General features: G+C 59.2%; 1 protein-coding gene. It reads right to left on the minus strand.

Annotated elements, in window-relative coordinates:
- Positions 1 to 652, minus strand: a 652-nt coding sequence (gene msrB / locus NE609_RS17315; RefSeq protein WP_256153239.1) for a peptide-methionine (R)-S-oxide reductase MsrB, incomplete at both ends; no start/stop codon positions are given.

The raw sequence follows: 652 nt of genomic DNA on the forward strand, positions 1-652 counted from the left end.
AGGTGAGAATCTCCGGCACGGCTTCTGACCTCTGTGCGGCGCATGCCGTGGCTCAGGTCCTCCAGTTCCACCACGGCAGGCTCTTCAATGGGCTTTGTGAAAGCCGGCCAGCCGCAGCCGCTCTCGTACTTATCCGTGGAGGAAAAGAGCGGTTCGCCGGTGACGATATCCACATAGATGCCCTTCTCGAACTGATCCCAGAACTCATTGCTGAATGGACGTTCCGTGCCGTTCTCCTGGGTGATGCGGTACTGCTCCTCCGTCAGTTTGTCCCGAATGGACTCTGCTGCGGGCTTTTGGTAGTCGCCTGGATCGATGCGAAGCTTGGAGAACAGCTCCATCTCCGCCCGCGGGATGTGGCAGTAGCCGTTCGGGTTCTTTTCGAGGTAGTTCTGGTGGTACTCCTCGGCAGGGTAGTAGTTCTTGAGTGGGCCGATCTCCACGAAGAACTTTTCACTGCGTCCCCGCTCGATCTCCGCAATGCGCTCCACCGTTTCCTTCGCGCTTTCGTTGGTGTAATAGACACCGGTCTGATACTGGCTGCCCCGGTCGTTGCCCTGCCGGTTCTCCACCGTGGGGTCGATCACATAGAAGTAGGCCAGCAGCAGGGCGTCGAGACTCACCTGTCCGGGGTCATACTCCACCCGCACGG

This window comes from Anaerotruncus sp. DFI.9.16, from assembly GCF_024461615.1.
Classification (GTDB): Bacteria; Bacillota; Clostridia; order Oscillospirales; family Ruminococcaceae; genus Anaerotruncus; species Anaerotruncus massiliensis.